At 62.7% G+C, this 26,657-nt stretch carries 20 protein-coding genes; 12 read left to right on the top strand and 8 right to left on the bottom strand.

Annotated features, from left to right (window positions below; all coding sequences use genetic code 11):
• Positions 1 to 15: 15 nt before the first annotated feature.
• Positions 16 to 1,626, bottom strand: a complete 1,611-nt coding sequence (locus FB009_RS09510; protein ID WP_012067458.1) for a phosphoenolpyruvate carboxykinase — start codon at positions 1,624 to 1,626, stop codon at positions 16 to 18.
• A gap of 340 nt (positions 1,627 to 1,966) precedes the next feature.
• Between FB009_RS09510 and chvI the strand changes: the two genes are divergently transcribed.
• From chvI to trxA, 12 genes are all read left to right on the top strand, one after another.
• Positions 1,967 to 2,689, top strand: coding sequence for a two-component system response regulator ChvI (gene chvI, locus FB009_RS09505; protein WP_012067457.1), 723 nt, complete (start codon positions 1,967 to 1,969; stop codon positions 2,687 to 2,689).
• Positions 2,690 to 2,828: 139 nt separating this feature from the next.
• Entirely contained in the window at positions 2,829 to 4,616 is a 1,788-nt protein-coding gene (gene chvG / locus FB009_RS09500) for a two-component system sensor histidine kinase ChvG (protein WP_024310924.1), read from the top strand.
• Positions 4,613 to 5,098, top strand: a complete 486-nt coding sequence (locus FB009_RS09495) for an HPr kinase/phosphorylase (RefSeq protein WP_012067455.1) — start codon at positions 4,613 to 4,615, stop codon at positions 5,096 to 5,098. The genes chvG and FB009_RS09495 overlap by 4 nt, the downstream gene beginning before the upstream one ends.
• 164 nt (positions 5,099 to 5,262) lie before the next feature.
• On the top strand, positions 5,263 to 5,664 hold the full coding sequence (locus tag FB009_RS09490) for a PTS sugar transporter subunit IIA (protein ID WP_012067454.1): 402 nt from the start codon (positions 5,263 to 5,265) through the stop codon (positions 5,662 to 5,664).
• Complete coding sequence (locus FB009_RS09485; RefSeq protein WP_012067453.1) at positions 5,661 to 5,954, top strand: HPr family phosphocarrier protein; 294 nt, start codon at positions 5,661 to 5,663, stop codon at positions 5,952 to 5,954. Before FB009_RS09490 ends, FB009_RS09485 begins: the two co-directional genes overlap by 4 nt.
• 156 nt (positions 5,955 to 6,110) lie before the next feature.
• Entirely contained in the window at positions 6,111 to 7,511 is a 1,401-nt protein-coding gene (ahcY, locus tag FB009_RS09480; RefSeq protein ID WP_012067452.1) for an adenosylhomocysteinase, read from the top strand.
• A gap of 303 nt (positions 7,512 to 7,814) precedes the next feature.
• The gene (locus FB009_RS09475) at positions 7,815 to 10,295 is read left to right on the top strand and encodes a PAS domain-containing sensor histidine kinase (protein WP_012067451.1); all 2,481 of its coding nucleotides are present in this window, start codon (positions 7,815 to 7,817) and stop codon (positions 10,293 to 10,295) included.
• A gap of 9 nt (positions 10,296 to 10,304) precedes the next feature.
• Positions 10,305 to 11,819 (top strand): bifunctional tRNA (adenosine(37)-N6)-threonylcarbamoyltransferase complex ATPase subunit type 1 TsaE/phosphotransferase, encoded by a 1,515-nt coding sequence (locus tag FB009_RS09470; protein ID WP_012067450.1) that lies wholly within the window; start codon positions 10,305 to 10,307, stop codon positions 11,817 to 11,819.
• 6 nt (positions 11,820 to 11,825) lie between these two features.
• Entirely contained in the window at positions 11,826 to 12,557 is a 732-nt protein-coding gene (locus FB009_RS09465) for a nucleotidyltransferase family protein (RefSeq protein ID WP_012067449.1), read from the top strand.
• Between the two features lies 1 nt (position 12,558).
• The gene (addB, locus tag FB009_RS09460) at positions 12,559 to 15,738 is read left to right on the top strand and encodes a double-strand break repair protein AddB (RefSeq protein ID WP_102045022.1); all 3,180 of its coding nucleotides are present in this window, start codon (positions 12,559 to 12,561) and stop codon (positions 15,736 to 15,738) included.
• On the top strand, positions 15,728 to 19,297 hold the full coding sequence (gene addA, locus FB009_RS09455) for a double-strand break repair helicase AddA (protein WP_012067447.1): 3,570 nt from the start codon (positions 15,728 to 15,730) through the stop codon (positions 19,295 to 19,297). Before addB ends, addA begins: the two co-directional genes overlap by 11 nt.
• An 81-nt stretch (positions 19,298 to 19,378) precedes the next feature.
• Entirely contained in the window at positions 19,379 to 19,702 is a 324-nt protein-coding gene (gene trxA, locus FB009_RS09450) for a thioredoxin (protein ID WP_012067446.1), read from the top strand.
• 141 nt (positions 19,703 to 19,843) lie between these two features.
• Here the strand turns inward: trxA and FB009_RS09445 are convergent, their stop codons facing one another.
• From FB009_RS09445 to FB009_RS09415, 7 genes are all read right to left on the bottom strand, one after another.
• Complete coding sequence (locus FB009_RS09445) at positions 19,844 to 21,187, bottom strand: bifunctional folylpolyglutamate synthase/dihydrofolate synthase (RefSeq protein ID WP_012067445.1); 1,344 nt, start codon at positions 21,185 to 21,187, stop codon at positions 19,844 to 19,846.
• Positions 21,188 to 21,321: 134 nt separating this feature from the next.
• On the bottom strand, positions 21,322 to 22,236 hold the full coding sequence (gene accD / locus FB009_RS09440) for an acetyl-CoA carboxylase, carboxyltransferase subunit beta (RefSeq protein ID WP_012067444.1): 915 nt from the start codon (positions 22,234 to 22,236) through the stop codon (positions 21,322 to 21,324).
• Positions 22,237 to 22,289: 53 nt separating this feature from the next.
• Positions 22,290 to 23,129 carry a tryptophan synthase subunit alpha gene (gene trpA / locus FB009_RS09435; RefSeq protein ID WP_012067443.1) on the bottom strand — a complete coding sequence of 280 codons (840 nt, stop codon included), beginning with the start codon at positions 23,127 to 23,129 and terminating at the stop codon, positions 22,290 to 22,292.
• 5 nt (positions 23,130 to 23,134) lie between these two features.
• On the bottom strand, positions 23,135 to 24,355 hold the full coding sequence (gene trpB / locus FB009_RS09430) for a tryptophan synthase subunit beta (RefSeq protein WP_018013125.1): 1,221 nt from the start codon (positions 24,353 to 24,355) through the stop codon (positions 23,135 to 23,137).
• Between the two features lie 21 nt (positions 24,356 to 24,376).
• Positions 24,377 to 25,024: a phosphoribosylanthranilate isomerase gene (locus FB009_RS09425; RefSeq protein ID WP_012067441.1), complete on the bottom strand. Its 648-nt coding sequence runs from the start codon at positions 25,022 to 25,024 to the stop codon at positions 24,377 to 24,379.
• Positions 25,025 to 25,180: 156 nt separating this feature from the next.
• The gene (locus FB009_RS09420) at positions 25,181 to 25,936 is read right to left on the bottom strand and encodes a M48 family metallopeptidase (protein WP_012067440.1); all 756 of its coding nucleotides are present in this window, start codon (positions 25,934 to 25,936) and stop codon (positions 25,181 to 25,183) included.
• Positions 25,937 to 26,058: 122 nt separating this feature from the next.
• Positions 26,059 to 26,484 (bottom strand): DUF2852 domain-containing protein, encoded by a 426-nt coding sequence (locus tag FB009_RS09415; protein ID WP_012067439.1) that lies wholly within the window; start codon positions 26,482 to 26,484, stop codon positions 26,059 to 26,061.
• Between the last annotated feature and the right edge of the window lie 173 nt (positions 26,485 to 26,657).

Raw genomic sequence — 26,657 nt, 5'->3', positions numbered from 1 at the left:
AGGCAAGAGGCCGGTTTATTCGGCGGCTATCCTGGCACCGGGCGCGGCATCGCGCACGCTGCCATCCACGTGGCTCTCGAACTTGGCGAAATTGGCGATGAACATGTCGACGAGGCGGCGTGCCTGCGCGTCATAGGCGGCGCCGTCCGCCCAGGTCGAGCGTGGATCGAGGATGCGGGACTCGACGCCCGGTACCGATACCGGCACCGCGAAGCCGAAATTCGCATCGCTGCGGAACGAGGCGCTGTTCAGCGATCCGTCGAGCGCTGCCGAAAGGAGCGCGCGCGTCACCTTGATCGGCATGCGGCTTCCGGTTCCATAGGCGCCGCCGGTCCAGCCGGTGTTGACAAGCCAGCAGGTGACGCCGTTGCGGGCGATGAGTTCCTTGAGCAAATTGCCGTACTCGGACGGATGACGGGGCATGAAGGGCGCGCCGAAGCAGGTTGAGAACGTCGCTTCCGGCTCTGTAACGCCCTTTTCGGTACCGGCAACCTTGGCGGTGTAGCCGGAAAGGAAGTGGTACATGGCCTGTTCCGGCGTCAGCTTTGCGATCGGCGGCAATACGCCGAAGGCATCAGCCGTCAGCATGATGATCGTGCGCGGCTGCGGCGCCGTGCCGGTCTTGCTGGCATTCGGAATGAAATGAAGCGGATAGGCGCAGCGGGTGTTTTCGGTCAGAGACCCGTCTTCGAAGTCCGGCATGCGCCGCTCGTCGAGTACGACGTTCTCCATAACCGTCCCGAAACGCTGCGTCGTCGCGAAAATCTCAGGCTCAGCCGCTTCCGACAGACGGATGGCCTTGGCGTAGCAGCCGCCCTCGAAATTGAAGACGCCCTTTTCGCCCCAGCCGTGCTCGTCGTCACCGATCAGAGTGCGGTTCGGATCAGCCGAAAGCGTCGTTTTGCCGGTGCCGGAGAGCCCGAAGAAGATGGCGGTGTCGCCGGCAGGGCCGACATTGGCCGAGCAGTGCATCGGCATCACCGATTTCCTGGGCAACAGGTAGTTGAGCACGGTGAAGACAGACTTCTTCATCTCCCCCGCATAGGAGGTGCCGCCGATCAGCACCAGACCGTTGGTCAGATCGCAAGCAATGACCGTTTCGCTGCGGCAGCCGTGGCGCTCAGGACTGGCCTTGAAGCTCGGCAGATCGATGATCGTCAGCATTGGCTGGAAAGACGAGAGTGCCTCACGCTCGGGGCGGATCAATAGATTGCGGATGAACAGTGAATGCCAGGCGAACTCCGTGACGACGCGCGTGGGCAGCGCATTCTCGGGGTCGGCACCGCCGACGAGATCCTGCACGTAGAGCGACATGCCTTTTGCATGCGCGAGCATGTCCTGACGCAGCCGGTCGAAGTTCTCCGGCGAGATGGCACTGTTGTTGTCCCACCAGATCTGGTCGGCCGTGTTGGCGTCGCGCACGACGTATTTGTCCTTTGGGGAGCGACCTGTGTGCTGGCCGGTACGGGCGCAAAGCGCGCCATGGGCCGTCAATTCGGCTTCACCATGGGCCAGAGCTTCTTCGTAAAGCTGCGCCGCCTCGAAGTTGTACCGGACGACCGAAAGGTCAGAAAATCCGATCGATTCCAGTCCTATAGAGGGGTTGCGGCTGCCAAGCTCTTCCATGGTCAAGCTTCCTTCGTGTTTGGCCATTGGCGTTGAATTTCGTTGGAACATACCGGCAAGGCAGATCTAAGACAAGATAGGCGTTTCTAAAACGGCAATGATATCAGTATATTAATCGATTTAAAGAAAATTATGCATTTTTTAATCGGTTGAATTGCGCCTTTGGAGAAGCTACCTGGGAGTCCGTCTACCGATGAAGATGAGCAGGTGCTTTTGCACTTCGCCACAATTTGTTCCACCTTTATACTCAAGTAACGCGCCGTGACTCGCGGTTGCCGCGATTCTCGAAGCGTGGCTTGAAGCATACCGGCAACCCGGCCCGAAAACGGAGTAGAATAAGATGCAGACCATCGCGCTTGTCGATGACGACCGCAACATCCTGACATCCGTGTCTATCGCCCTGGAGGCCGAAGGCTATAAGGTCGAGACCTATACGGATGGCGCATCGGCGCTCGAGGGTCTGGTGGCGCGCCCGCCTCACCTGGCCATCTTCGATATCAAGATGCCCCGTATGGACGGCATGGAGCTTTTGCGGCGCCTGAGGCAGAAATCCGACCTGCCCGTCATCTTTCTCACGTCGAAGGATGAAGAGATAGACGAGCTGTTCGGTCTCAAGATGGGTGCCGACGACTTCATCACCAAACCCTTCTCTCAGCGCCTCCTGGTGGAGCGCGTCAAGGCGATCCTGCGTCGCGCGGCCAACCGGGAGGCTGCCGCCGGCGGGCCGGGTCCGGTGAAAAACGCCGACACGCCCTCCCGCTCGCTGGAGCGCGGACAGTTGGTCATGGATCAGGAGCGGCATACCTGCACCTGGAAAAACGAATCCGTCACGCTGACGGTCACGGAATTCCTGATCCTGCACGCCCTGGCGCAGCGCCCCGGCGTGGTGAAGAGCCGCGATGCCCTCATGGATGCTGCCTATGACGAACAGGTCTATGTCGACGACCGGACGATCGACAGCCACATCAAGCGGCTCCGCAAGAAGTTCAAGATGGTCGACAACGACTTCGACATGATCGAAACCCTCTACGGCGTCGGCTACCGCTTCCGCGAGTCAGCCTGAGAAGCGAAGCAGCGGACTGCAGACGGGGACGTGGCACGCATCACCTTCGCCAGCGCTTGCGCGGCGGCTCCGGCTGGCGTAGGGCATCGCGGAAACACGCGAATGCGGCAGTGAAGGCCGCGGCGCGGGAGCGGGAGACTTGGTGGAAGTCTTGCAGGGCGATATCGAAGAAGCTGAAGGACGGACATCGATGCTGCGTGGGCAGCGACGATGGGCGCATCCCTTTACGCTGATCCGCCGCCTGTTCGGCAATGCCGTCTTTTCGAGCCTTACGCGGCGCATCGTCTTCTTCAACCTGGTGGCGCTCGTGGTCCTCGTCGGCGGGATCATGTATCTCAACCAGTTCAGGGAGGGCCTGATCGACGCGCGGGTCGAGAGCCTCCTGACTCAGGGCGAAATTATCGCCGGCGCCATTTCCGCCTCCGCATCGGTCGATACCAATTCGATTACCATCGATCCGGAAAAGCTGCTCGAACTGCAAGCCGGCGAAAGCATCACGCCGCTGCCGAGCGACGAAGACCTCGAATTCCCGATCATCCAGGAGCGCGTGGCACCGGTCTTGAGGCGGCTGATCTCGCCGACGCGCACCCGAGCGCGCCTGTTCGACGCCGATGCCGACCTGCTGCTCGATTCCCGCCACCTCTATAGCGGCGGCCAGGTGCTCCGGTTCGACCTGCCGCCGGTCGATCCGGAAAGTCCGAGTCTCGCCGATGAATTCGGTACCTGGTTCAACCGGCTGCTGCAGCCGGGCGACCTGCCGCTCTACAAGGAGCCCCCCGGGGGCAATGGCTCGATTTATCCGGAAGTCATGAATGCCCTGACGGGCGTGCGCGGCGCGGTCGTGCGGGTGACCGAGAAGGGCGAACTGATCGTTTCCGTGGCCGTTCCCGTGCAGCGCTTCCGCGCGGTGCTCGGCGTGCTCCTCCTCTCGACACAGGCCGGCGATATCGACAAGATCGTCCACGCCGAACGGCTGGCGATTATCCGCGTCTTCGGCGTGGCGGCGCTCGTCAACGTCATCCTTTCGCTGCTTCTCTCCTCGACGATCGCCAATCCGCTGCGGCGCCTTTCGGCTGCGGCCATCCGCGTGCGCCGCGGCGGCGCCAAGGAACGGGAGGAGATTCCGGATTTCTCGTCCCGCCAGGACGAGATCGGCAATCTTTCCGTGGCGCTCCGGGAAATGACGACGGCGCTCTACGACCGGATCGCCGCGATCGAGAACTTCGCGGCCGATGTGAGCCATGAGCTCAAGAATCCATTGACCTCGCTTCGCAGCGCCGTCGAAACCCTGCCGCTTGCGCGTAACGAGGAATCGAAGAAACGACTGATGGACGTCATTCAGCACGACGTTCGGCGTCTCGACCGGCTGATAAGCGATATTTCCGATGCTTCGCGCTTGGATGCGGAGCTTGCCCGCGCCGACGCGAAGAAAGTTGACCTCGAAAAACTCCTGGGCGACCTTGTCGAAATTTCCCGGCAGATCCGAGGCAGCAAGAAGCCGGTTCTGCTCGACTTCGTCGTCGACCGTAAGGACAATCCGCGCGCGAGCTTCATCGTCAGCGGTCACGACCTGCGCATCGGCCAGATCATCACGAACCTGATCGAAAACGCCCGCTCCTTCGTTCCCGAACAGAACGGCCGCATCATCGTTCGGCTGACCCGCTCGCGGTCGCGCTGTCTCGTTTACGTCGAAGATAACGGTCCCGGCATCCAGGCGGAGGACATCGACCGCATCTTCGAGCGCTTCTACACCGACCGGCCGGAAGGCGAGGACTTCGGCCAGAACTCGGGGCTTGGCCTTTCGATTTCGCGCCAGATTGCCGAGGCGCATGGCGGAACGTTGAGGGCCGAGAACATTACGGGCAAGGACGGCCATGTCAGCGGCGCCCGCTTCATTCTCTCACTGCCAGCCGAGCCGCACCCGTGAATACGCCCGTATGCAATGTGCACGGAACGGCTATCGTTCTCGGCACGACCGGGCTGCTGATCACCGGGCCTTCCGGATTGGGCAAGTCGGCACTCGCACTTTCCTGTGTTTCGGAAGTGACGCGGCGGGGCCGCTTCGCCGCGCTCGTCGCCGACGACCGGGTCGATCTGACGCTCGAACACGGCCGCATCGTCGCTCGTTGTCCCGCCGCCATCCGCGGTCTGATCGAGGTCCGCGGGTCCGGGATAGTGGAAGTCGGCACCGTCTCCGCCTGTGTTCTCGACTGGGCGATCATGCCCGTCAAGGCGCCCTTCAATCCTCGCCTGCCGCCGAAGGAAGAGCTGAGACTCGAGGTCGGGCGAAATCTGCCGCTGCTGCGCCTTCCCATCGACGGACCGCTTTCGCCAGTCGATGCGCTCATCGCTCTGCTGGCATCTGCACGCTACAGGAAGAATCGACCTGAAATCGAGAGCATGGTGTAGGACTTAAGCCTTATCAAAAGGCAGTGCGACTGCTTTTTCGGCATTTTGGACTTGCACTTCGCCTTTTCCTTGCCAAGATGACGCCCCCAACAGGTGGACGAAATTGCTGCATTGCGATATCTGGCCATCAACGAGTTGCATATGCAGTTGGAGCAAAGATTCCCATGATCGGACTTGTGCTTGTCACTCATGGCAAGCTGGCGGATGAATTTCGGCATGCCTTGGAGCACGTCGTCGGTCCGCAAAAAGCAATCGAGACGGTCTGCATAGGCCCCGAGGACGACATGGATCAGCGGCGTCAGGACATTCTCGATGCCGTCGAGAAGGTCGATGAAGGCAACGGCGTCATTATCCTGACGGACATGTTCGGCGGCACCCCTTCCAACCTTGCCATCTCGGTGATGCGCGGCGGCAGCGTCGAGGTGATTGCCGGCGTCAACCTGCCGATGCTCATCAAGCTCGCAGGCGTGCGCGGCGAAAGCGATATGGACAAGGCGCTTGTGGAAGCCTCCGAGGCCGGGCGCAAATACATCAACGTCGCCAGCCGCGTTCTGAGTGGAAAATGATGGACCACCTTTCGGACGCGGCGCTCACGCGTGAACTGCTTATCGTCAACAAGCGCGGACTGCATGCGCGTGCCTCGGCGAAATTCGTTCAAACCGTCGAAGCTTATGATGCGGAGATCACCGTGTCGAAAGACGGCATGACCGTCGGCGGGACCTCGATCATGGGGCTGATGATGCTGGCGGCCAGCACCGGCTGCACGGTTTTTGTGACCGCCAGCGGCGCTCAGGCGGAAGAGGCGCTCAACGCGCTCGACGCGCTGGTCCGCGACAAGTTTGGCGAGGACATATGAGCGATATAAACGTATAAAGACGTCTTTATATGTTTATTGCCCTCTCCGGGAATTCCTGATAGACCGAAGCCACGCTGCCCGCAACCGCGGGAGGCATTGTCACGCCGCCGAACGGCCATGGGGCCGCGCGGTCCTAGGATAAGCCTGGAGAACTTCATGAGCGCAAATCAGGACTATATCGTCGCCGACATCGGACTTGCCGATTTCGGCCGCAAGGAAATTGCCATCGCAGAAACGGAAATGCCTGGTCTGATGGCCTGCCGTGAGGAGTTCGGTGCATCGAAGCCGCTGAAGGGCGCACGCATCACCGGCTCGCTCCACATGACGATCCAGACCGCGGTGCTGATCGAGACGCTGGTCGCTCTCGGTGCCGAAGTGCGTTGGGCGTCGTGCAACATCTTCTCGACACAGGACCACGCCGCAGCCGCGATCGCCGCGAGCGGCGTTCCCGTTTTCGCCGTCAAGGGTGAGACGCTCGAGGAATACTGGACCTATACCGACAAGATCTTCCAGTGGGCCGATGGCGGCGTCTCGAACATGATCCTCGACGACGGCGGCGACGCGACCATGTATATCCTGCTCGGCGCCCGCGCCGAGGCAGGCGAGAACATTCTGATCAATCCGGGCTCCGAAGAGGAAGAGATCCTTTTCGCACAGATCAAGAAGCGCCTCGCCGCGACGCCCGGCTGGTTCACCAAGCAGCGCGACGCGATCAAAGGCGTGACGGAAGAGACGACGACCGGCGTCAACCGCCTGTACCAGCTCCAGGCCAAGGGCCTGCTGCCCTTCCCGGCGATCAACGTCAACGACAGCGTCACCAAGTCCAAGTTCGACAACAAATACGGCTGTAAGGAATCGCTCGTCGACGGCATCCGCCGCGGTACCGACGTGATGATGGCCGGCAAGGTCGCGGTGGTCTGCGGCTACGGCGACGTCGGCAAGGGCTCGGCCGCTTCGCTCAGCGGCGCCGGCGCACGCGTCAAGGTCACTGAAGTGGACCCGATCTGCGCCCTCCAGGCGGCCATGGACGGCTACGAAGTCGTTCAGCTCGAAGACGTCGTATCATCAGCGGACATCTTCATCACCACGACCGGCAACAAGGACGTCATCCGCATCGAGCACATGCGCGCGATGAAGGACATGGCGATCGTCGGCAATATCGGTCACTTCGACAACGAGATCCAGGTATCGGCGCTCCGTAACCTGAAGTGGACAAACGTCAAGCCGCAGGTCGATCTCATCGAGTTCCCGAAGGGCAATCGCATCATCCTGCTTTCGGAAGGCCGTCTGCTCAACCTCGGCAACGCCACCGGACATCCGTCCTTCGTCATGTCGGCTTCCTTCTCCAACCAGGTTCTGGCGCAGATCGAGCTCTTCACGAAGGGCGAGAACTACAAGAACGAGGTTTACGTGCTGCCGAAGCAGCTCGACGAGAAGGTGGCGCGACTGCATCTCGCCAAACTCGGCGCGAAGCTGACCGAGCTTTCGGAGGAACAGGCCGCCTATATCGGCGTGAAGGCGCAGGGTCCGTTCAAGGCCGAACACTACCGGTACTAATCCTTACCCGGGCAATCCACAACATGTTGTGGCCGCGATCTTGACAAGAGATCGCGGCCGCTTTTTTGGGCCGCACACTTTCAGCCGAATCGTCAAAGAAGTATGGTTAACTTATCGATTCGTAATGCCGGTACGGACTTTCCGGCCGGCGGCACGATCGAAATGGGATGTCTTGTCGGACAGGCGGCAAACAGACGGAGACAGACCGGAGATGGAATCGGAACTGACAGGGACCTTTGAACGGGTTCCGGCGCGCGGGGGCGCAAGGTCGCCGGCAATTTCCGGACGAACGGGGACGGCGCCGTGAAAACACATCTATCCAGGACTTCTGCAAAACGGCAGGGGGCGCCGAGACTCATAAGGCGGCTCCTTGCGGGGACGGTACTGCTCACGGCAAGCGATGCCGCTGCTCAGGCCGCCGGCCCGGCCAGAAGCATATTCGGCACCCCCGAGGTCGTCACCTTCTCCGTGCTTATCGGGGTCATTTCCGCCGCCATGATTTCGGCGATCTGGCTCATCCGCCAGCGCGGAAACATAGAGGCCGAGAACCGCGATCTTCGCTCCAGCCTGTCCGACGCGAACCAGCATATTTCCCGCTTTCAGGCGCTAATCGCCGACAAGAACAGGCGTATCGTGATCTGGGACGGGCTCGCAGATCGAGCCGAGTTCCTGGGGCATCTCCCGGTGGAGACCGGCGCACCACAGGACGACCGCGACTTTCTCGCCTTCGGCCGCTGGGTCAAGCCGCATTCGGCGGGGCAGCTCGAAAAAGCGATCGAGGCTCTGCGCGCCCAGGCGCAAAGCTTCGACCTCGTGCTCGAGACCCAGCGCAACGAGGTCCTCGAGGCTCAGGGCCGCGTGTCGGGCGGGCGGGCCTTCGTTCGCTTCATCGCGCTCAACAATCTCAGGGCAGAGCTCGCCGAACTGAAGCTCGAACGCGACCAGCTGCACGCGTCCCTTTCAACATTCCGGACGCTGCTCGACGCGGTCGACCTTCCCGCCTGGCAGCGCGCAGGAGACGGCAGGCTCGAATGGGTCAACGCCGCCTATGCCAAGGCGGTGGAAACCCCGAGTGCGAGCCTTGCGGTCGCCGAAGAGAGGGAGCTGCTCGCGACGGCGGCTCGCGACCGGATCAGGGCGGTCGCGACCCTGCAGACGCCGTTCCGCGACAAGGTTTCCACAGTTGTGAGGGGCAACAGGACGTTCTTCGACGTCGTGGACGCCCGCACGCCGGCCGGCTCGGCTGGCATCGCGATCGACGTCTCCGGTATCGAAGCGGTGCGCGAGGAACTGGCCAGGACGCTCAAGAGCCATGCCGAAACGCTCGAGCACCTGGCAACGCCGGTGGCGATCTTCGACGGCAACCAGCGCCTGCAGTTCTACAATCAGGCATTCCAGCGGCTTTGGGATCTGGATATGGGATTCCTCGAGCGTAAGCCGGACAATGGCGAGATGTTCGACCGCCTGCGCGACGGCGGCAAGCTGCCGGAGCAGCTCAATTGGAAACAATGGAAGGCGAATGCGCTTTCCGTCTATCAGGCGCTCGACACCCAGACCGATCTCTGGCACCTGCCGAACGGCCAGACGCTGCGCGTTTTCGCGACCGCACGGCCGCAGGGCGGCGCCACCTGGGTCTTCGAGAACCTGACGGAGAAGGTCGACCTCGAAACGCGGTATAACACGCTGGTCCAGGTCCAGGGCGAAACGATCGATCATCTCGCCGAGGGCGTCGCCGTTTTCGGACCGGACGGCCGCATACGGTTGTCGAACCCGGCCTTCCGGGCGATCTGGGGCATCAACGAGACCGAGGCCCAGCCCGGCACCCATATACGAGCGATCGAGCAGGCGTGCCTTGCTTCCTATGACCAGCAGGACGGCTGGAAGCGCTTCGCCCATATCATCACCAGCTTCGATGATGAGCGGCCGTCGAGCCGCGGGATCCTGGAACTGCGCACCGGGCTGATCCTTGATTACGCGGTCATTCCGCTTCCGAACGCCCAGACGATGCTGACCTTCGTCAATATCACCGACAGCGTCCGCGTCGAGCGTGCGCTGACCGAGAAGAACGAAGCGCTGCGCAAGGCGGACGCGCTGAAGAACGATTTCGTGCACCATGTTTCCTACGAGCTGCGCTCGCCGCTGACGAACATCATCGGTTTCGCCGACCTTCTGAAAACGCCGGTCTTCGGCGAACTCAACGAGCGCCAGGCGGAATATGTCGATCACATCGCCACCTCTTCGTCGCTGCTTCTGACGATCGTCAACGACATTCTCGATCTCGCGACCGTCGATGCCGGTATCGTCGAGCTCGAGCTGGCCGAGGTGAACCTCATCGACCTCATCGACGACGTGACCCAGCAGATGGGCGATCGCCTGGTGGAGAGCGGCGTGTCGCTTCGAACCGATGCACCCGACAATCTCGGCCGAATCACCGCCGATCAGCAACGGCTAAAGCAGATTTTCATAAAGCTACTGACCAATGCCGCGAATTTCGCGCCCGACGGGAGCACGATCGAGCTCAAATGCTGGCGCGAGGGGAGCGACTTTGCCTTTTCCGTCACCGACACCGGGCCGGGCATCCCGCAGGACGTGCTCAACACCGTCTTCAACCGCTTCGAAAGCTACGGCCAACGCGGCGGCGCCGGTCTGGGCCTCTCCATCGTCGAGAGCTTCGTCAGCCTTCACCACGGCAACGTGTCGATCCGCAGCAAGGAGGGTGAGGGCACCGAAGTCACCTGCCGCATTCCCTCCGCTCAAGCGCCGAAGGTCATTGCGGCGGAATAGATGTGATAAATGAAGTCGCTAGAATGCCTGCTGACGGACGAGGCCGCCACCAACGAATTCGGCGAGGACCTCGCATTGGCGCTGAAAGCCGGCGATTGCGTCGCGCTCTCCGGCGACCTCGGCGCGGGAAAGTCGACGTTCGCAAGAGCCTTCATCCGGGCAATGGCCGACGACGAAGCGCTGGAAGTGCCGAGCCCCACCTTCACCCTGGTCCAAAGCTACGATCTCAGGATACCGGTCGCGCATTTCGATCTCTACCGCCTTGCGGACGCCTCCGAGCTGGACGAACTCGGTTTCGACGAGGCGCTCACTGAAGGCATCTGTCTGGTCGAATGGCCTGACAGGGCCGAGGAGGCGCTCCCGGCTGTCCGGATCACCCTGACCCTCTCGCATGAAGGCGACGGGCGGCGCGTAAACGTCACCGCTCCGGAAGCTGCCTTCGATCGGATCGTTCGTTCCCTTGCCATTCGAACGTTCCTCACCGGTGAAGGCTACCCCGGCGTGCGGCGCCGTCACCTTAGCGGCGATGCTTCGATCCGCGCGTATGAACGCATCGATGGCAGGGACGGTGAGCCGGCGAAGATCCTGATGGACGCGCCGAGACACAAGCCGGGGCCGATCCTTCAGAACGGCAAGTATTACCAGCAGCTCGCCCATATCGCCGAGGACGTCGTTCCCTTCGTCGCAATCTCGGCGTTTCTGCGGAAGCGCGGCTTCGCGGCACCGGCAATCTACGCGCGCGACCTTGAGCGGGGTCTGCTGCTCATCGAGGATCTGGGCTCCGAAGGCATTCTCGACGCGTATGGCCGTCCCGTCGCGGAGCGCTATCTGGAAAGCGTGCGCCTTCTCGCACGACTCCATGCAGAGCCGGCCGAGCGCGATGTAGAGATCGGCGACGGCACCGTTCATCGCATCCCCGATTTCGACCGGACGGCGATCAGGATCGAAATAAGCCTTCTCATCGATTGGTATCTCCCGTGGAGACGTGGACGGCCCGCTTCCGAGGAGGAGCGGCAGGAGTATTTTGCCGTCTGGGAGGGCCTGATCGACGTTCTCGCTTCGGCGGAGAGGAACCTTCTTCTGCGCGATTTCCATTCGCCGAATATCATCTGGCGCCCGGAAAAATCTGGCTTCGATCGCATTGGCATCATCGATTTCCAGGACGCGATGATCGGGCCGACGGCCTATGATGTGGCTTCGCTGGTGCAGGATGCGCGCGTGACCGTCGAGCCCGATCTCGCCAGGCGGATGCTGACCGCCTACGCGGCAGACCGCCGCGCTTCGGATTCTTTCGACGAAGCGGCCTTTCTGCGCGACTGGCATCTGATGGCCGCCCAGCGCAATTGCAAGCTTGCCGGCCTGTGGGTTCGGCTCAAGGAGCGCGACGGAAAGCCCGGCTATATGAAGCACATGCCGCGGACCTTCGCCTATCTCGAGCACGCGCTCTCCCATCAGGTGCTGACACCCTTGCGCGAATGGTGCATTAAGACTGGAATCCTCGCTCCCGAATCAGCGAACCGTTAGGATACGATGCCCATCACCAACGCCATGGTGCTTGCGGCCGGACTGGGCACTCGCCTGCGGCCGGTCACCGACACGCTGCCAAAACCTCTCGTCAGGATAGAAGGCAAGCCGATGATCGACTATGTGCTGGATCTGCTTGCAGCGGCGGGCGTGACCCAGGCCGTCGTGAACGTCCATCATTTCGCCGACCAGATGGAGGATCATCTCAGCCGGCGCGAGGTGCCGCACATCCTGATTTCGGACGAGCGCGAGGCTCTGATGAATTCCGGCGGCGGGCTTGCGAAAGGTCTGAAGCTGCTGGAGGGCGGGCCGGTTCTCGTTATGAACGCCGACCTCTTCTGGGTGGCCGAGGAGCCGGGGCAACCGAGCAATCTGCAGAGGCTCGCGGCTTGTTTCGACCCCGAGCGCATGGACATGGCGCTGCTGTGCGTAAGACTCCAGGATACGACCGGGCACAATGGAAAAAAAGACTTCTCGCTGTCGGACGACGGTCGGCTGACGCGATATGAAGAAGGAATGAACAATCCCGTCGTCTATGCCGGCGCGATCGCCATGGACTCCGCGCTGCTTGCCGATGCTCCGGACGAGGCGTTCAACCTCAATATCTATTTCGACCGGGCGATCGCCAGGGGTCGTCTTTTCGGTCTGTTGCTGGAAGGCCACTGGATGACCGTCGGCACGCCTGGAGCCATTGCAGAGGCCGAGGCTGCGATCTGCCGCTTCCGTCCGGAGGGATGAAGTGTCCGGACATCCGAACGTCTTCACGATTCCCGCTGGCCTGCCCTTTCTGAGGACGCTGGCGGAAAAGCTATGCGACGGCAAACTGACGGCCGGCTTCCGCTACGATCCAACCGAGCCGCTGGCGCTCGCCGGCGTCACGATTTTCGCGCCGACCCGGCGCTCCGCCCGGGTGCTGCGCTCGGAATTCGTCGACCTGCTCGGCGGCCGTTCGGCGATCCTCCCGGTGATCCGCGCGCTCGGTGAGACCGATGACGACAGCGGCTTCTTCGACACGCAATTGCCGGCGATTCTCGACCTTGCGCCGCCGCTTTCCGGAACGGCCAGGCTCATAGAGCTCGGCCGCCTCATTCTCGCCTGGCGCAACCGTCTGCCGCAGGTGGTCCTCGACATTCATGCCGAAAGTCCGCTGATCGCACCGGCGAGCCCCGCCGACGCTATCTGGCTCGCGCGAAACCTAGCCGAACTCATCGACGCGATCGAGACAGAGGAACTCGATTGGGATGCGCTTGACGGGCTCGATGGCGGCGAACATGCGCTCTGGTGGCAACTGACGCTCGCCTTCCTCAAGATAGCCCGGACCTATTGGCCGGAGCGGCTGGCGGAGCTCAAGCACTCCTCGCCCGCGCGCCACCGCAATGCCGTGCTGAAGGCCGAAACCCAGCGCATCGCTGCCGGAAAAGTGACCGGACCTATCATCATCGCCGGCTCGACCGGCTCGATCCCGGCAACGGCCGCCCTGATCGCTGCGGTGAAGGCTTTGCCGCACGGTACGATCGTGCTTCCAGGGCTCGACGGGACGATGAGCAATGCGGAGTGGCAGCTGATTGCCGGCGAGGCGGACGGCGCTGGAGCCTTCTCAAGGAACCCGGCAAGCCGTACCCATCCGCAGTATGGATTCCACCGCCTGCTAAGGCGCATGGGTATCGAACGCGACGATGTGCCTGCCCTCGCCTCCGCTCCCGACGACCTCGATTGCCGGAGCGCAGTCCTGTCGCGGGCGCTGTTGCCGGCCGACGCGACGAACGTCTGGATGCAGGCACGCCTGAGTTTCGAGCCGGGGCGGCTCTTCTCCGCCTTTGCGGGCGTGGCGCTGATCGAGGCGGCGAACGAACGCGAAGAGGCAACCGCCATCGCGATTGCGCTCCGCCTCGCCCTCGAGGGCGACGAGGAGAGCCAGGCGGCGCTCATCACGCCCGATCGCGACCTTGCGCGTCGCGTCGGTGCCGAGCTCGCCCGCTTCGGTATAGAGGCGGACGATTCCGCCGGAATTCCGCTCTCCGCGACGGCTGCGGGTACGCTTGCCCGGCTGATGCTGGAAGCGACGCTCAGGCCGGATGATCCCGTTGCTCTGGTGGCACTTCTCAAGCATCCGCTGGCTCGCTTCGGCGGCTCCGCGAAAGATGCGCGCCGCGCTGCGGACGTATTGGAGCTTGTCGCCCTGCGCGGCGGCACGGACGTGGTCGACATATCGGCCTTGGAACCGGTCCTCGACAAGGCGCTTGCCAAGCATCAGGCCGAGCGCCACCCGCCGCCCTGGAGAAACGGTATCGGCCTGGACGACATTGCGCTGGCACGGGCGCTCGCCCGCCGGATAGCGACGGCCGTCGAACCTCTGGCCAGTACCCTCTCTGCCGACGCGGAGATCGGCCGTCATCGCTCGACCGTTCTTTCGCTTTCCGATTGGGCCGAGCGCACGGGGCGAGCATTGGAAGCCGTCGCCGTCGACGAGCGGGGCAGCCTCGGCGATCTTTGGGCATCGGAAGCCGGCGAAACATTGTCGACGCTGCTCAGAGGCATCATGGAAACCGACGGCCAGATGGAGTCCGATGGGGCGCAATGGTGCGATATTCTCGAGGCGCTTGCCGCAAGCGAAGCGGTCAAGCCGCGATCCATGCGCCACCCCCGCGTGTTCATTTTCGGCGCACTCGAATCGCGCCTGCAAAGCGTGGACCTCGTCGTGCTTGGCGGGATGAACGAGGGGACCTGGCCCCGACAGACATCGAACGATCCGTTTCTTTCAAGGACGATGAAGGCGGGCATCGGACTGGAGCCGCCGGAGCGGCGTATCGGTCAGCTCGCGCATGATTTCCAGATGGCGTGCGGGACGCGCAAGCTGATCTTCTCGCGTTCCATGCGTCAAGGCTCGGCGCCGACGGTGGCGTCCAGATGGCTGCAACGCCTGCAGGCGCTCGGCGGCGAGAGGCTGACGAAGCAGTTAAGGGCCAATGGCGCGAACTATCTTCACTGGATGCGCATTCTCGACTACGGCGAGCGTCAGCCACTGTCGGAGCGTCCGGAGCCGAAGCCCCCGGCGGAACTGCAGCCGCGCAAATATTCTTTCAGCGAAATAACGCGCCTTCGCCGCGACCCCTACGCCGTCTACGCGCGGCGGATCCTGCGGCTGGAGCCGATCGATCCCTTCAACCGCGATCCCGGTGCGGCCGAACGCGGCCAGCTCTATCACCGGATCGTCGAACGCTTTGTGAAGGGCGGCTTCGACCCTGCATCGCGGGAGGGCGAGGAGGCGATGATCCGGCTCACCGACGAGGCCTTCGACGAGGAGAAACTACCTGCGCATATCGACACAATCTGGCGGCCGCGCTTCCAGGCGGTCGGAAGGGCGTTTCTCGGCTGGGAACGGGAGCGCCGGCGCGGCGTTTCACGATCCTTCACCGAGGTCCCGGCAGCTATGGATCTCGGCACCGCCGACATCCGGCTGACCGGCATCGCCGACCGGCTGGATCGGCTTACGGATGGAACGATCGACATCATCGACTACAAAACCGGATCGAGCCCCTCGCCGAAGGAGGCGCGGGCTCTTTTAGACCCGCAACTTGCCCTCGAGGCGGCGGCGCTCAGGGCCGGGGCATTCCATACGGTGGGCGCGGCCAGGCCGCATTCGCTGCGCTACGTTCGATTGAAGCCGGGCGCCCGCTTCGCCGTCGACACCGTCAACAATGAAGGCGCCCGCTCGAAGGAGACGAAATCCACCGAACAATTGGCGGACGAGGCACTCGCCGAACTCAGGAAGCTGCTCGCTGCCCTCGTCAGCGGCAGACACGGCTTCGCCTCGCGGCTGATCGTCCAAAAGCAGCGCGATTACGGCGGGGAATACGATCATCTGGCACGCGTCGCCGAATGGGCAACCGCGGATGGCGAGGACGATGATGAGGAGTGATGCGACCGGACCGGAGGAGAGAACCCCGGAAGGATGGCTCGACTGGACGACGGAACGGCAGGCGCTCGCCTCCGATCCCGCGCGCTCCGCTTGGGTTTCAGCCAATGCGGGCTCCGGCAAGACCCATGTGCTCACGCAACGCGTCATCCGGCTGCTGCTCGCGGGTTGCCGGCCATCTGCCATCCTATGCCTGACCTATACGAAGGCAGCCGCCTCCGAGATGTCCAACCGTGTGTTCGAGAAGCTCGCCGAATGGGCGACCCTCGACGATGCTGCGCTCGAAAAACGGATCGAGGCGATCGAAGGCAAGCGACCGGCCACCGGCAAGATCCAGGAGGCGCGCCGGTTGTTTGCGCGGGCCCTGGAAACGCCGGGCGGCCTGAAGATCCAGACCATTCATGCCTTTTGCGAGGCCCTCCTGCACCAGTTCCCGCTGGAGGCCAATGTCGCCGGGCATTTTTCCGTTCTCGACGATCGAGCCGCCGCGGTCCTGCTTGCCGATGCGCGCAGGGCTCTCCTAACCGCCACGGCGGCGGCAAACGACAGGGAGTTGGCGGCGGCCTTCGCAACGGTCCTCGAACTCGCGGACGACACCGGGCTCGAAAAGCTGCTCGCGGCGATCGTCGCCAATCGGGCGCAGATCCAGGCCTTTCTGGACCGCGTCTCGGGTCGCGGCGGCCTGGACACGCATCTGCGCGCGGCCCTCGACCTCAACCCCGGCGATACGCCCGAGGCCATCATGGCCGCAGCCTGGCCGCTCGCAGGCCTCAATGGCGCCGCCCTAGTCGACTATATCGGTCTTGCGTCACGCCTTGGCGGCACCAAACCTACGGCCATCGCAGAAGGCTTTCGGACCGTCCGTGCCATCGGGGATCCGGCGGCACGCTACGACCGCCTGCTTGAAACCTTCCTCAATGGCGGTGGCAAGCCGAAGGCGGATTCGGCCTTTCTGAACGCAGCCATGCGTCGTGAAGCACCGCATCTCGAGAGCCTTATCGAAGAGGCACGCAGCCATCTGCTTGCCTGCGTGGACCGTCTGAGCATCGTCAGAATGTATGAGGCGACCCGCGCCGCCCTCGTCCTCGCCGAAAGGCTCAACCGCGACTACGAGTCGCTCAAGAAGGCGCGCAGCCAGCTCGATTTCGAAGACCTGATCAACCGCACGGCGGCATTGCTTGCGAGAAGCGACGTCGGAGCCTGGGTACACTACAAGCTGGATCAGGGAATAGACCACATCCTCGTCGACGAAGCACAGGATACGAGCCCGGCGCAATGGACGATCATCCAGTCGCTGGCGGCGGATTTCTTCGCCGGCGATACGGCGCGTGCGGACGACCGCACGATTTTTGCAGTCGGCGACGAGAAGCAGTCTATCTATTCTTTCCAGGGCGCGCGGCCGGAACGCTTCTCGCGCGAGCGTACGCTGACCGAGCGACGGGTGCGCGCGGGCAACAAGCGCTTCAGCCCGATCCGCCTGCAGCTTTCCTTCCGCTCGACGGTTGACGTGCTCTCCGCCGTCGACACCGTGTTTGCAAACATCGGAAATGCGAGAGGCCTGAGCGCCAGGGATGAGGCGATCGTTCATGCCTCGAACCGGATCGGGCAACCCGGCGCCGTCGACCTCTGGGAGGTGATCGCGCCCGAGCCGGCGGCTTCGGACGAGGACTGGACCGCTCCATTTGACGCCACCCCCGAGCGCGCGCCGGTGAACATCCTTGCCCGGCGCATTGCAGCCGTCCTCGAAGATTGGATCGGCAAGGAGACCGTGATCGAGAAAGGCGTGCGCCGAGCCATGCGGCCGGGTGACGTCATCGTGCTGGTCCGCAAGCGCGATGCCTTCGTCAATGCGCTGATGCGCGCGCTCAAGCGGCGGGGCAATATTCCGGTCGCCGGTGCGGACCGGCTGGTTCTGACGAGCCATATCGCCGTGCAGGACCTGATCGCGCTCGGCCGGTTCGTGCTTCTGCCCGAGGATGATCTGTCATTGGCGGCACTCTTCAAAAGCCCGCTCGTCAATCTTTGCGAAGACGATGTCTTCGAACTCGCCGCGCGCAGGAACGAAGGCGAAAGTCTCTGGCACCGGCTGCAGCAGGCGGGCGTGGAGGAGACGAGCCGTTACAATGCAACGGTGCGGAAGCTTGCCGCCTTTTCCACCCTTTCGCGGGAGCTATCGCCGCACGATTTCTATGCCCGCATTCTCGGCGCCCATGGCGGCCGGCGTGCCTTCCTGGCGCGGCTCGGCAGCGAGGTCAGCGATATCCTGGACGAGTTCCTGACCTTCGCCCTTGATCACGAAAGGAGCGGCCTGCCTGGCCTGCAGGCTTTTATCTCGACGCTGGAGATCGAAGCGCCGACGGTCAAGCGCGAGCAGGACAAGGAACGCGACGAGGTGCGCGTCATGACGGTGCATGCCGCAAAGGGCCTGGAGGCACCGGTCGTCTTCCTCGTCGATGGCGGCGGAGAAGCCTTCGTCCGCCAGCAGGTTTCGGACTTGCGCTTCCTGGAGAAACCGCAAGCCGATCAAACCCTGCTCACCGTTCCGGTCTGGCGTGCGCCGGGCTCGGCGCCGAACTCGCTCATCGCCGACGATAACGAGCGACTGAAGATGCTTGCGGAGGAGGAATATAGGCGCCTCCTCTATGTCGGCATGACGCGCGCAGCCGACCGCCTGATCGTCTGCGGCTATCGCGGCCAGCGGCAGAATGTCGATACCTGGCATTCGATGGTACAGGGAACGCTGGCGCAGGACCTCATGGGCCGCGCGACGCCGAGGCTTTTCCGCGCCGCAGGTGAGGAATGGCAGGGCCTTGCCTGGCGCGAGACGCATGTGCCGCGCGACCTTCCGGCAGCCGACGGCGCCTCTGGAGAGCCTGAACAGGCCAAAGCCGGTCTGCCGAGGGCGCTGTTCACGGCGCCGCCCCCCCCGCGGCGGCTTCCGCGACCGCTTGCCCCATCCGGTACGGCCATCGCGATTGACGAGCCGGACGGCTCGTCAATCGTCGGCTCGGCGCTCTTCACCGGCAAGAACGCGCCGAAGTTCTCAATGCTGCGCGGTGCGATCCTGCACCGGCTGTTGCAGGTGCTTCCCTCCATCGATGCCGTGGAACGTACGGCCGCGGCTGAGCGCTACCTCGCCCGTTCCGTGCCGCGATGGCCCGAGGCGGAACGGCTTGCACTCGCCGCCACCGTTATGGACGTGCTCGGCCATGCGGAGCTGCAGCCGCTCTTCGGTGAACACAGCCGGGCAGAGGTTTCCGTGATGGGGACGCTGAAACTCGGGCCCCGCGAATTTGCCGTATCGGGCCGGATCGACCGCCTGGCCGTCTCCGGCGACACTGTGACGATCGCCGACTACAAGACCAATCGCGAGATTCCCGCCTCGGCCGAAGACATAGCGCCGGTCTACAGGAACCAGCTTGCGATCTATCGCGAACTCTTGAAACCACTTTATCCCGGCAAGCGTTTCCGATGCGTGCTGATCTTCACGGAAGGTCCGGCGATCCGGGTTCTTTCCGAGGCGATGCTGGACAGGAGTCTTGAAGCGCTCGCGACAAAGTGAGATACCCGATATTGAAAATCCAGTGGCGATGCCTCACATGAGACACAACATCTGGACACTGCCATTCCGAAGGAGCACCCGATGGCTACTGTGAAAGTCGATACTTCCAATTTCCAGAAAGAAGTTCTGAACTCGGCCGAACCGGTCGTCGTCGACTTCTGGGCAGAATGGTGCGGGCCGTGCAAGATGATTGCACCCAGCCTCGAAGAAATCTCCACCGAGCTTGCCGGCAAGGTCAAGGTCGTCAAGCTCAACATCGACGAAAACCCCGAGCTCGCGGCGCAGTATGGCGTACGCTCGATTCCGACGCTTGCCATGTTCAAGGGCGGCGAAGTCGCCGACATCAAGGTCGGAGCCGCACCTAAGACGGCACTCAGCTCCTGGATTTCGAACGCGGTAGCTTAAACCCGCCGGAACCTGAACGCAGGCGTACGAAGCCCGGCTTGGCCGGGCTTTTTCTTTCGGGCAGGCGCACATGATAAGACCAGGGCGCGCTCATCCGCATATCTTCCTGTGAACGGAGGGAGGGCGATTGTCAGGTAGAACCTATCGCGGCGGCGTACCGTTCTCCGCCAGCACGTCGCCCACCAGATAGAGCGATCCGCCGATCAGCACACGCGGTGGCACCGGGTCCTCGTCCGTGAGCTCGGCGATCTGGCCCAGCGCTTCGGCGACCGAGGAAGCGGCATTGGCCTCGAGCCCGGCAGCGGCCGCGTCCGCAGCGAGCGCCAGAGGGTCCAGCCCTGCATCGGAACCGTGAACAGGCACGGTGAAGACCTGTTCGGTCAGGTCGAGAAAAGCCTTGAAATAACCGATCGGATCCTTGGTGTTGATCATCCCGATGATCAGAAAGAGCGGCCTCGGGTCACGCTCCTCGAAGGTGGCCATCGCCTCGGCGATGACATGGCCGGCACCGGGATTATGCCCGCCGTCGATCCAGATCTCGGCGCCCGGCGGGCCGAAATGCGAAAGCCTGCCGCCCGCGAGACGCTGCAGCCGCCCTGGCCACTCGACGCCGGCCAGTCCCTTCTCGATCGCTGGCTCCGGAACATCGAAGCCGGCTGCCCGTACGGCGCGGATGGCAGCAGCGGCATTGGCATATTGATGCCTGCCCGGCAGGCGGGGCAACGGCAAATCGGCCAGGCCGTTCTCGTCCTGGAAGATCAGCCTGCCAAACTCCTCATGCGCCATGAAATCCTGCCCGTACACGGATGTGGGGCAGCCAAGGCGTTCGGCTGTCTCGATCAGCACCTCGCGTGCGCTTTCTTCCTCCTGATGGCCGATCACCACCGGGCAGCCGCGCTTCATGATCCCGGCCTTTTCCGCAGCGATCAGTTCGACTCGATCGCCGAGATATGCCTGATGGTCGAGCGAAATGGGCATGATCACCGAGACCGCCGGCCGAGCGATGACATTGGTCGCGTCATATCGGCCGCCGAGACCGACTTCTATGATCGCGACATCGGCCGGATGCTCCGCGAAAAGAAGGAAAGTGACGGCGGTCAGGATTTCAAAGACGGTAATCTTCTGGCCGCCATTCGCTTCTGCGACGCGCCGCACGGCGTCTGCGAGCACAGGGTCGCTGACCAAAGCGCCCTTGCCGTCCTTGACGCCCAGGCGGTAGCGCTCGTGCCAGTTCACCAGATGCGGCGATGTGTGAACGTGGACGCTCAGGCCCGCAGCCTCCAGAATCGAACGGCAGAAGGCCGTGACCGAGCCCTTGCCGTTCGTCCCCGCGACGTGAATGACCGGGGGCAGGCGCTCTTGTGGATTGCCGAGAGCGGCGAGCAGCCGCGTGATCCTGTCGAGCGAGAGGTCGAATCCTTTCGGGTGGAGGGCGAGAAGCTTCTCGATCTCCCGCGCCGCCTCGCTGACCTCAGTCGCCGTCATGATGGTAGCCCCGAAAACGACCCCGCCGGAGCAGGATGAGGACAGATGGGATGCGCGCGCAGGCGCGCATCCGGATCTCACACTTTAAATCAAGCACTCCAGGGCGGAAACGGTGCACAGTTTGCTGGCGTGCTCTAGGCGCTCGCGGCCACGGGCAGCGGCGCAAGCTCGGTAGCGGTATCCCGTTTGATCGCCTTGGCCGGCTTTTTCATGAGAATGTTGAGCACGCGGGCGAGCGTCTCCGGGATATCGTGGCGTTTGACGACCATGTCGACCATGCCGTGCTCCATCAGATACTCGGAAGTCTGGAAGCCCTCGGGGAGCTTTTCCCGCAGCGTCTGCTCGATCACCCGCTTTCCGGCGAAGCCGATCTCCGCGCCAGGCTCAGCCAGGTGGACATCACCCAGCATCGCATAGGACGCCGTGACGCCACCGGTGGTCGGATTCGTCAGGACGACGATATAGGGAAGACCCGCCTCCTTGAGCATGTTCACCGCGACGGTCGTGCGCGGCAGCTGCATCAGCGACAGGATGCCTTCCTGCATGCGAGCGCCGCCAGAAGCCGGGAACATGACCAGCGGGCACTTCTCGGCAATTGCCCGCTCGAAAGCCTTCACGATCGCTTCGCCCGCGGCAATGCCGAGTGATCCGCCTATGAAGTTGAACTCATGAGCGACCGCGACGAGCTTGATCCCCTGCACCTGGCCGAGGCCGGCAACGATCGTGTCCTCGAGCTCGGTCTTGGTACGGCTGTCGCGCAGGCGATCGGAGTATTTCTTTGAATCGCGGAACTTGAGCGGGTCCTGCGCCACCTTCGGCTGCGGAAACGCCTCGTAAATACCGCCGTCGAAGAGATCCTTAAGGCGGGCCTTCGCCGGCATCTTCATATGAAAACCGGATTGCGGGATGACCCATTTGTTCTCTTCGAGATCGCGATGGAACACCATCTCGCCCGTTTCAGGGCACTTGATCCAGAGGTTCTCCGGAACTTCCCTGCGACCGAGCATCGAATTGATCTTCGGCCGAACGTAGTTTGTGATCCAGTTCAATTAAGCATTCTCCTGAAGATTTTCCTTCGGCTTTTGCGCGTCAATATGGGCAATTATTCGGCTGCGGCGAGTCGTGCCGCCCGTACGCCGGCCGCAAGCCCTCTGACGAGCGCTTCGACACCCGGAACCGTCGCTTCCGTTGCGCGGCCCTCTTCCGTCAAACTCGACGCGATCTGATTGACGATGGCCGTGCCGACGACGACGCCATCGGCGGTTGCACCAATGGCGCGTGCATGATCCGCCGTCTTCACCCCGAAACCGACGCAGACCGGCAAGGAGGTATGTGCCTTGATGCGCGCCACGGCACCGGCAATCAGCGACGTATCCGGCAGCGCCGAGCCGGTGATACCGGTCATCGACACGTAATACACGAAACCGGACGTATTTTCGAGGACTTTGGGCAGACGCCGGTCATCCGTCGTCGGTGTAGCCAGGCGGATGAAGCTGATGCCCTTCGCGAGCGCCGGAATGCAGAGTTCGTCGTCCATTTCCGGCGGCAGGTCGACGACGATCATGCCGTCGACGCCGGCCTCGAGCGCGTCCGTCAAAAACCGCTCGACGCCGTAGATGTAGATGGGATTGTAGTAGCCCATCAGCACGATGGGGGTACGCTGATCGTCGGCCCGGAAACGCCGGGCAAGCTCCAGCGTCTTGGCAAGCGTCTGCCCGGCCTTGAGCGCACGCTGACCGGCGAGCTGGATCGCCGGTCCATCGGCCATCGGGTCGGAAAAGGGGACGCCGAGTTCGATGATATCGGCGCCGGCCTGCTGCAGCGCCTTCATGATCGCGAGCGACGTGTCGAAATCCGGGTCGCCGCCCATGAAATAGGTCACGAGAACCGGGCGCCCTTCAGCCGCCACATCGGCGAACCTTTGCTCCATGCGTGCGGTCATGTTCGTTATTGCCCCATACCGAGAATTTTGCCGACGGTGAAGATGTCCTTGTCGCCGCGACCGGAGAGATTCATCAGGATGATCTCGTCCTTCCCCATTTTCGGCGCACGCTTGATGACTTCGGCAAGCGCGTGGGACGGCTCGAGCGCCGGAATGATGCCTTCGAGCCGCGTCAGGATCTGAAACGCCTCCAGCGCCTCATGATCCATGATCGGCACATATTCGACGCGGCCGATATCGTTCAGCCAGGCATGCTCCGGTCCGATCCCCGGGTAATCGAGCCCGGCCGAAATCGAGTGGCCTTCCTTGATCTGGCCGTCACCGTCCTGGAGCAGATAAGTGCGGTTGCCATGCAGCACGCCCGGCGAGCCGGCTGTGAGAGAGGCGCAATGCTCATCGCCGTCCAGGCCCTTGCCACCGGCTTCAACGCCGACGATCCTGACGCCCTCGTCATCCAGGAATGGATGGAAGATGCCTATCGCATTTGACCCACCGCCGACCGCTGCAACCACGAGGTCCGGAAGCCGGCCTTCGGCTTCGAGCATCTGCTGCTTGGCTTCCTCGCCGATGACCGCCTGGAAGTCGCGTACCATCTCCGGATAGGGATGCGGGCCGGCGGCCGTGCCGATCAGGTAATAGGTGCTGTCGACATTGGTCACCCAGTCCCGCAGCGCCTCGTTCATGGCGTCCTTGAGGGTGCCGTGACCCGCAGTCACCGGCTTCACCTCGGCGCCGAGAAGCTTCATGCGGAAGACGTTCGGTGCCTGCCGCTCCACGTCTGTCGCCCCCATATAGACGACGCAAGGCAGCCCGAAACGCGCCGCCACGGTGGCCGATGCCACACCATGCTGGCCGGCGCCGGTCTCGGCGATGATGCGGGTCTTGCCCATGCGCTTGGCAAGCAGGATCTGGCCGATGCAGTTATTGATCTTATGGGAGCCCGTGTGATTGAGCTCCTCGCGCTTGAAGTAGATCTTCGCGCCGCCGAGTTCGGCCGTCAGGCGCTCGGCGAAATAGAGCGGGCTCGGCCGGCCGATATAATGCCTGCCGAGATTTTCCAGCTCCGCCTTGAAAGCCGGATCATTCTTTGCCCTCGCCCATTCGTCCTGGAGGTCGAGGATCAGCGGCATCAGCGTCTCGGCGACGAAGCGGCCACCGAATATGCCGAAACGGCCCTCTTCATCGGGTCCGGATCTGAAGGAATTCGGTTTAGGCGGCTGATTCACGTCTTGCTCCCTGATCGTGGCTTAAGCTTCCGCTCGGCGAATCGCCTCGAAAAACGCATCCATGAGCGTCAGATCCTTGATGCCCGGTGCGCTTTCGACCCCGGAGGAGGTATCGATGGCGCGCGCGCCGGTCAGCGCAAGCGCGTCTTCGACATTGCTCGCATTCAATCCACCGGAAAGCATGTAATCGACGTTCGCGTCAAGCGCGTCGAGGAGTCTCCAGTCGAAAGAAACCCCGTTTCCACCCGGCAGGTCGGAACCAGCCGGCGGCTTCGCATCCAGGAGAAAACGATCGGCGATCCCGATATAGGGCGCGATCCGCTCCAGGTCGGAAGCCTCGCGGATCGGGAGCGCCTTGATGACGGGAAGGCCGTAAAGAGCCTTGATCGCAAGCACGCGCTCCGGATTCTCAGAACCATGAAGCTGCAGCACCTCGGGATGAAGCGCCGAAACGATTTCGTCGAGATCGTCATTATCCGCATCGACAGTGACCGCGACGATCTTCGCCCTTCCTCGGGCGAGCTCGGCAAGACGGCCGGCGTCATCCGGCTCGATATTGCGTGGGCTCTTGGGAAAGAAGATAAAACCCGTGTGGGAAGCACCGAGCGCAACGGCACGTTGCAGGGCCTCGGCCGTCTTCAAGCCGCAAATCTTCACTTCCGTTTTCATGGAAAGCGACCTTGCATGAAATGCCGCCAGAGTCGAGCAAAACCGTTGCGTTGCCGTGGCTATTGTTAGGAAGAATGCGGCGGCGGGCACCCGGCGTTTTTCGACGAACCATGCGGGCGCCTCCTCGTCCGCCTGGCGGCACAAGGATGCCCTCACCTAGCTGAAATCGATCGCATGCAGCATGGTGCCGTTGCGCTTCAGCCAGTGCTTGGCGTCTTTCGTTTCAGGGCAAAGGCCTTCGCACAGCGCCCAGAAGCCCGGCCCGTGATTCATCTCCTGAAGATGGGCGACTTCGTGCGCCGCCAGATAGGAGATCACCTTCGGTGGCGCCATGGCGATACGCCAGGAGAAGCTCAAATCGCCTTGGGCGGAACAGGACCCCCAGCGGCTTCGGGTGTCTTTCAGGCTGATGGAGCGCGCCTTGCGCCCCAACCTGCCGGTATAAATGGCGACGAGACGCTCGAGCTCGCCGCGCGCCTCCTTCTTCAGGTAATCGGCAATCCGCCGGCGCAGGTGCTCCTCGGCGCCGCCTACTTTCAGCACTGCCTCGTCGTCGATGACGACCGCCTCGGTCAAACCGCGCAGGCGGCCGGTCCTCTCGATGCGATGAGCAATGCCCCGGATGAGGATGCTGCCGCCATCCTCGATCTCGCTCTCGCCGGAAAAGCGGGCAAGCTTGGTCATCAACCAGCCCTGATGGCGGGTGAGAAAGGCGCTGACCTCACGCTCCGGCAGACCTTCCGGCACGGTGAGCTTCAGCGCCCTGCCACCGGGCTCGATGCGAAGCGTCATCCGCGTCGCGCGCGCATTTTCCCGAATGGTCAGGGGAAGGACCTTGCCGGCGACCTCGATGTCACGAACGACATCAAGTGACGGTCCTCTGACACGGCGCCGCTTGAGAGATGAGAACATGGGGCCGTTTTAACCGATTCGCGGGCACGTTGGCAGGTAGACATAGGCAATCCGGCGTTTCACATGAAACGCCGGATCATGACGGGATGGCGCCATGCGGTTCCACCCCTCCGACTTATCGATCAGCTCGATTCGAAGCCGGCTTCCGGACCTGGGCGGCCGCTCTTGCGCTCGCGCATGAAGCGGTCGAATTCCTCCTGGTCCTTTGCGCGGCGGAGCTCGCGCACATAACCGTCGAATTCCTCGCGCATCTCGTCAAGCTTGCGGCGCTCTTCGTCGAGACGGGATAGTTCCGCAGTCCGCCAGTCGTCGAAAGCGACATTGCCGGTGCGATGATGTGTCCGTTGACCCCAATTGGTTCGCTTGAAGCCGGCACACATGCGATCGACTCCTTCGTTGGCGTCCTTCTTGAAGGCCCGCAGCTTGTCGCCGAAGAGAATATAGGCAAGCATTGCCAGGCCCAGCGGCCAGAACACAACGAAACCCAGCACCATCAATGCAATGGTCGCAGGCGTCCAGTCCGGACGGATCAGTGCAGATTGGTTCATATTCAGGATTCCTCGCAGTCAGTGGGCCGCCCTTCGCGGCCCGATGAAAACGATGTGGGAAACCCACCGTCCATGCGCAAGACATCGCATCGAGGAATCGGACAACCCCCTGACTTTGCTGCGTCAAAACGAATGCACAACACCTTGAAAAGATAGTCTGCCCGGCAGATCAA

The organism is Sinorhizobium medicae, from assembly GCF_007827695.1.
GTDB lineage: Bacteria > Pseudomonadota > Alphaproteobacteria > Rhizobiales > Rhizobiaceae > Sinorhizobium > Sinorhizobium medicae.
The sequence above is the reverse complement of the archived record's forward strand: the minus strand, read 5'-3'. Positions and strand labels throughout refer to the sequence as shown.

What these genes read in the sequence shown, in the direction of transcription:
- FB009_RS09425 (WP_012067441.1), bottom strand. Translation starts at nt 25,024, where the DNA reads ATGAAAACGGAAGTGAAGATTTGCGGCTTGAAGACGGCCGAGGCCCTG.
- FB009_RS09490 (WP_012067454.1), top strand. Translation starts at nt 5,263, where the DNA reads ATGATCGGACTTGTGCTTGTCACTCATGGCAAGCTGGCGGATGAATTT.
- FB009_RS09510 (WP_012067458.1), bottom strand. Translation starts at nt 1,626, where the DNA reads ATGGAAGAGCTTGGCAGCCGCAACCCCTCTATAGGACTGGAATCGATC.
- addA (WP_012067447.1), top strand. Translation starts at nt 15,728, where the DNA reads ATGAGGAGTGATGCGACCGGACCGGAGGAGAGAACCCCGGAAGGATGG.
- FB009_RS09465 (WP_012067449.1), top strand. Translation starts at nt 11,826, where the DNA reads ATGCCCATCACCAACGCCATGGTGCTTGCGGCCGGACTGGGCACTCGC.
- FB009_RS09445 (WP_012067445.1), bottom strand. Translation starts at nt 21,187, where the DNA reads ATGACGGCGACTGAGGTCAGCGAGGCGGCGCGGGAGATCGAGAAGCTT.
- ahcY (WP_012067452.1), top strand. Translation starts at nt 6,111, where the DNA reads ATGAGCGCAAATCAGGACTATATCGTCGCCGACATCGGACTTGCCGAT.
- FB009_RS09420 (WP_012067440.1), bottom strand. Translation starts at nt 25,936, where the DNA reads ATGTTCTCATCTCTCAAGCGGCGCCGTGTCAGAGGACCGTCACTTGAT.
- FB009_RS09415 (WP_012067439.1), bottom strand. Translation starts at nt 26,484, where the DNA reads ATGAACCAATCTGCACTGATCCGTCCGGACTGGACGCCTGCGACCATT.
- chvI (WP_012067457.1), top strand. Translation starts at nt 1,967, where the DNA reads ATGCAGACCATCGCGCTTGTCGATGACGACCGCAACATCCTGACATCC.
- trpA (WP_012067443.1), bottom strand. Translation starts at nt 23,129, where the DNA reads ATGACCGCACGCATGGAGCAAAGGTTCGCCGATGTGGCGGCTGAAGGG.
- trxA (WP_012067446.1), top strand. Translation starts at nt 19,379, where the DNA reads ATGGCTACTGTGAAAGTCGATACTTCCAATTTCCAGAAAGAAGTTCTG.
- FB009_RS09470 (WP_012067450.1), top strand. Translation starts at nt 10,305, where the DNA reads ATGAAGTCGCTAGAATGCCTGCTGACGGACGAGGCCGCCACCAACGAA.
- FB009_RS09485 (WP_012067453.1), top strand. Translation starts at nt 5,661, where the DNA reads ATGATGGACCACCTTTCGGACGCGGCGCTCACGCGTGAACTGCTTATC.